Source organism: Rubritalea sp. (genome assembly GCF_039830215.1).
Classification (GTDB): Bacteria; Verrucomicrobiota; Verrucomicrobiia; order Verrucomicrobiales; family Akkermansiaceae; genus Rubritalea.
In genome coordinates this window covers 1-5,169 of record NZ_JBDOPO010000341.1, presented here as the reverse complement: position 1 = coordinate 5,169, position 5,169 = coordinate 1, and the positions used below count along the sequence as shown (strand labels likewise).

General features: G+C 47.5%; 4 protein-coding genes. 2 read left to right on the top strand and 2 right to left on the bottom strand.

The window, feature by feature from the left end; all coding sequences use genetic code 11:
• Nucleotides 1-109: 109 nt before the first annotated feature.
• Together ABGY95_RS11520 and ABGY95_RS11515 are read right to left on the bottom strand one after the other, a co-directional pair.
• The gene (locus ABGY95_RS11520; protein ID WP_347441831.1) at nt 110-886 is read right to left on the bottom strand and encodes a DUF4194 domain-containing protein; all 777 of its coding nucleotides are present in this window, start codon (nt 884-886) and stop codon (nt 110-112) included.
• Nucleotides 883-2,313: a Wadjet anti-phage system protein JetA family protein gene (locus ABGY95_RS11515; protein WP_347441830.1), complete on the bottom strand. Its 1,431-nt coding sequence runs from the start codon at nt 2,311-2,313 to the stop codon at nt 883-885. The genes ABGY95_RS11520 and ABGY95_RS11515 overlap by 4 nt, the downstream gene beginning before the upstream one ends.
• 505 nt (nt 2,314-2,818) lie before the next feature.
• Here ABGY95_RS11515 and ABGY95_RS11510 point away from each other — a divergent pair.
• Nucleotides 2,819-3,841 (top strand): hypothetical protein, encoded by a 1,023-nt coding sequence (locus tag ABGY95_RS11510; protein ID WP_347441829.1) that lies wholly within the window; start codon nt 2,819-2,821, stop codon nt 3,839-3,841.
• 737 nt (nt 3,842-4,578) lie between these two features.
• The coding region (locus ABGY95_RS11505; protein WP_347441828.1) for a laccase domain-containing protein at nt 4,579-5,169 on the top strand (591 nt) is incomplete at its 3' end.

Below are 5,169 nucleotides of genomic sequence, written 5' to 3'. Positions count from 1 at the left end.
ATATCAAAGGTATCTTGGTAGCCAAACCAGTTGATTGCGTGGATGCGTGTGAGTTCGATTTTTCGGCTCATGCGTGGAAGATTAGTTAGGTGTTAAATCGGGTAAGTGTTTATTGCTCCTCGTCCTCGTCCTCATCCTCATCGAAATCGAGGATGCTTTCACTCTTAGTTGAACCCGTTGCTGTGGCTTCATCTTCGGCAGTAGTGATAGGTGTCTCGTCTGACTCAGTGTCGTCATCGTTGACCTCGGCATCTTCTTCGGCGGTCGTATCGTCGGTTTCAGGCTCAGCTTTGAAAGAACTGGCAGCTCTGACCCATTGTTCAACTCCTGGGAATGGAATAGCGAATCGGAGTGTCGGTAAAATCTGAATCACCGAGTCAGAGAATTCATCTTCCCAGTCCATTTCGATAAGGTTGAAACGCACGAATCGACGGAGGATTTCCTTCATGCGCGACTGCGAGAGTTGCTGCATGTTAGGGAATTTATTTTGAAACTGTTCGTTAAACTCACGGAGGTTAAAGTAGACATCGTGTGCTCCGTTTTCACGTACCTCGACGTCGAAGTCATACCAGAGGGCTAAAGCAACGAGGGTTTCGTCCCGTTTGAGTTTTCGAGTGAGAGAGGGGACCTCAGGGATCGCCATGAGCAGTCGTTCATCTCGTTGGATAATTATTTTAAGGCCTAACAGTGCGGCCCATTCTTCTAACCAAGGCTGGTGCTCGATCGACCAATCGTAGAGTGGACGCTCAGCCCCACGAGCGCGGAGGAGTGAGCCGTGCGCTAGCAAACGATGTGCTACATCTTGCAGCATCTGGCGATCTCGATCGCGCAGGTTATTGTTAAACAATGACTGATCTGTATCAGTTTCTATAGCTGTTGGGTTCATCGTGCTTTTGGTTGGATGGTGAATTGGTCGAGGAGTATGTCATCGACAAGGTCTGGCTCCGGAAGGATGTCGTGCGTGCTTTCATCACGCGGTGTGTCGACCTCGTATTCGCTCTCTAGAGTGTCACTATGGAGTAGCAGCCCCACAGTGTTGAGCATCCATTGGTCGAGGTCGGTAGGAATGTCTTTTGATTCTAGTCCGTCAGGCCCGACATCGAGGTCTTGGAAAAAACGGTTGGCGCGAAGAGTGGTGAGCGAGGAATTGATGTTATTACTCATTTCTTCGAGTGCGTAGAAAGAGTCATCGTCATCATAGAAGTCCTCGAGTGGCACGGGCTCACCCTTGGCTCTTATCGTCCGAGGTTTAAATAGGGAGTCGATTCCAGCAAGCAGACTTACTGCAGGGATCTTAAGGCTAGGAAGCTCAAGATCTTCGGGCAGTGCATTGATTTTACATTCCATGTAACGCTCATTGACCGTTTCAAAAAGCTCTCTTACCTCAGCGCGACGACCGCTAGAGACTTCTTGTAGGTAGCGGAAGCGGGCAAAGGAACGGCGTGCAAAATCGGCAGCACGACGGTCGACAGCTTCGGCCTGAGGCTCCACGCTATCGAGCATGTTAGAGGTGTCCGATAATGCAGTTTGTACTCTTGTTGCGACCTCTTTATCTGTGAGCTCTGGATGGCGCTTCTTTAGTTCCAACTCCATTTTAGCAATGATAGTCGGATTACCATGGATTTGATTGAGCTGTTCTCTGGCAAGGGGGATACGCACTGGAATGTCGAGGGCAATCAGTGATTTGTAAGCACGTTGGCCAATATTTTCAGAGAAGTCGTCGTAAAGAACTGCGAGGTTTTCTTTGATAGAGTCCGAGCGAAGTTGTCGCTGGGTGAGGCTGGCCATGCCTTGCTGCATAGAACGCAGTTCTTGCAATCCGTAGCGCAGGTTGTCGGTACAGGCTTCTAGGTCAGCAAGCGGGTGCTTGTCGAAAGCATCCTTGTCCATGATGCGTGAACATACAAGGTGAAGCTTATCTGTAAAGTTGACTTGCTCAGGGTAAGCCATACGGCGTAGACACTCGAGCAGGAGTTCAGCACGGCTATCTAGGTAGTAAACGCGTTGGTAGTCCGAGCGCTTTGGTTCTTCTAACCACTCGGACTGAAGCATCTGACGGAGCATTTCAGGAGCAGTGATGCGGCTCTGCTCCTCGTCTAGCTCTTCGGGCAGTTCTATATCGTCGATCCCGTTACAGATAATGTCTTCGCAGACCTGAATCAGCTCGGGGCGGGTAAGCCCAACTCCATGGCGGTGGCGCTGAATGCTCTCGATCTTATCAAGTGCATCAATGTAGAGCCTACCGTAGCGCCATGTTAGTACGGCGAAGAATCGGCTGGGTGTGTCTCGAAATATTTGTTGGCTCAGGCTCACAGCCCAGAACTCTATTAGTGGCCTTTGCTCTGGGAAGGGGGAAAAATAGTTTTATAAGTCGAAGCTCTGTCGGTCTTTTTATTTTGGAATTAGCTCTCCTATATAGTTAAAGATTCCAAATTTTATTAGAGCGGTTGTGGCTATGGAATGCTTATGAAAACTTGTTTTAACCGACAAAAGTTAGTGGAGTCCTTTAAATTTTTTTAATATAAAAGTGCTGATAGTTAAGATTCATTGATTACCTGTTTTCATGAAGTTGCATGTTAATTGAAGGCTATTTCATTTAACGTACTCCCTATAGATTCTGGGTTGGTACAGATTGGGCAAATTTTTGCATAAATACGGCAGAGGGCCTTGAGTTGATCGACCTTGAAATCGTGTTGTATGCTAGTGAGCAGGGAGCTTTCAGAGGGAAGCCTTTATGGATGAAAATTGTTTTGGCTGATTTTGTGTCGTGGTAGTAGTTGACGGTTTTGAGAGCTAATGGCAATTTCGCATTAAATTTATGGATAAAACAATCAAACTGAGAGCGGATATTGAAATCGGTGTGTGTCCAACACATGTGAAATTTGTCGGAGGACTGGTTCCTGGTGATGACGGAAAGCTTCCTCGTGATGAGAATGGCGAACTCTTTGCATTGGCTGAGATGCGCACATTGATTGAGCGTTCACCTGTAAAAATCGATTCCGCGCAGATTTCCCAATTCAATGGAACTGACGCTGATGACCTAGCGGAAATGTACAAGGGGCTTCAAGGACTCGGGCTGATTGTTAAAATCATTCTAATGGTCGGTGGAGCCAATCCGATGGATCCGGCAGATGAAGATGCAGTGGTTGCACAACTTGTGGAAGGCGTGAACACCGCTAAGAAATTTGGAGTCACCGAGGTGGGGTCAACTTCTCTTGAAGAATGGCTTTCGGGTGCAGAGCGTAAAGAAGGTGCTGATTTTGATGCTGCGGTGGAGCAGATTATCAAGGTGCACAAACGTGTATACGATGAAGCTGGAATTGCGGATTCTGGCCTCGTTGTCTGGCAGTTTGAGTTTCTTCGCGGGGTTGAGTTCACTACATTCACCGATCTAGGTCGCGTGTGGAAAGTGGCAAAAGGACTGAATGATATTCTCGGTAATAAGTTTTTCAAATTACTCGTGGATGCAGCCCATTGCGGCGATTCATCTCTCAGCATTCCTGAAAACGAAGCATTGATCGAGCAGATCGCTGAGTCTGGAGAGTTCGGTATGTTCCACGCATCAGCGCTAACAACTCGTGGCTGCCTGTCCACCGACGATGGTTGGATTGCATCACTACTCACAGCGAGCGCTAAAACAGGGAAACTCACCGAGGTGATTGTCGAACTCTTCCACCACGAAGACGAAGCCCTTGCTGGTCTCCGTGACGCTGTGGCTGGCCATGGCACGAATACTCTTGATGGCAGAAGCTACACTGACGCTGTGGTCGATGGACTAGAGAATGTCGCACGACGTATCAACAACCTAGTCGCTCGGGGAATTCTTCCAGAGAAGAACTAAATAGGCGCCCACACCCATATGGTTTTAAATCACACTACAACAAAATATTAGATTCATCGTCGAAGAGAGGGAATGTTGTGCTTACTTTTCAGAAAGACAAGTATGGTGATCTCGTTAGCCGCGGGCGGTTCTCAAGATGACTTTGTACTGCATACCTTCTACGACGCTAGTGTTGGGATGGTATATTGCTGAGCCTACGATTGCTTTTAGCTAAGGTTTAAGTCTGGATGCAAAGTCATGAAGCGGTCCCAATGGCATTTTGTGAAAAGCCTTCCACCACTGCTCCCGCTCCTGATAAGCATGCTGAATGCTAAAGCATTTCTAAAGCTCCTTGGGCTGTTCTTTTAGAAGATCAACTTGGAATAGATATACGTTTGTGTCCATCAGCTCCCTGAGTTTGACTTCTTGGTTATCGGTCAGATTGCTGCGATGCGACCAACATGAGTCATCTATTTCACTTGACGGCACGCCTAGCGGGCTTGTCGTCTCTGAGTACAGGGGCTTGGACGAACGCGCCGCAATCGGTGACGATAGAGCTCGTTTGGGAGACTAGGATGTGGATTTGATTGCAGCAAGCTCAGGGAATGTTTTTATCCTAAGTCTCTATGAACGACAGAGTCTAGCGGGATTGTTGAATCTGTTAGGAAATATTCTTTAGAACTGTTAAAGTTGCTCCTATTGAGCTGGTATATTGTGAATGTTTTTGATTTTAAAGCTGGTCTAGCTAGTCTGAGGCCGTGGCTGATAATTTTCTAGGACCCATAGCACGCGGAGGTTTCAAATCATCCTTTATCGGAAGAGTAGCTGGCGTTGATGTCGAGGCTGACAGAGATGCCACCGTCGCCCGCTTATTGCCTTACCATAAAAGTGAGATCGAGAGTCTTGGCTTCTCTTGGGTAAACACTTGGAGAGCTGAGCAAGTGCACGGTGGTGAAGTTGCTGTGGTGAGAGAGCTAGCTGGAGACATAATTCAAAGCGTTGACGGTTTGATCACAAATGTGCCAGGTGTGTTACTCGCTATTTACGTGGCGGACTGTGGGGCCGTTTATTTATTAGACGAAAAGAACAAGGCTATTGGCCTAGTGCACTCAGGTAAGAAAGGAACCAAGGCTGAGATTGTGCGTGTTGCCTTGGATAAAATGGCTGAGGAGTATGGTACAAATCCAGCTGATGTGGTTGCCGTGCTAGCTCCTTGTATTCGACCTCCAGCCTATGAGTGTGATTTTGCCCTAGAGATAAAGAAGACTATAGAAGTAGCGGGAGTGAAGGAGTATTATGACAGTGGCATTTGTACTAGTTCGGACCTATCTAAGTATTATTCTTACCGT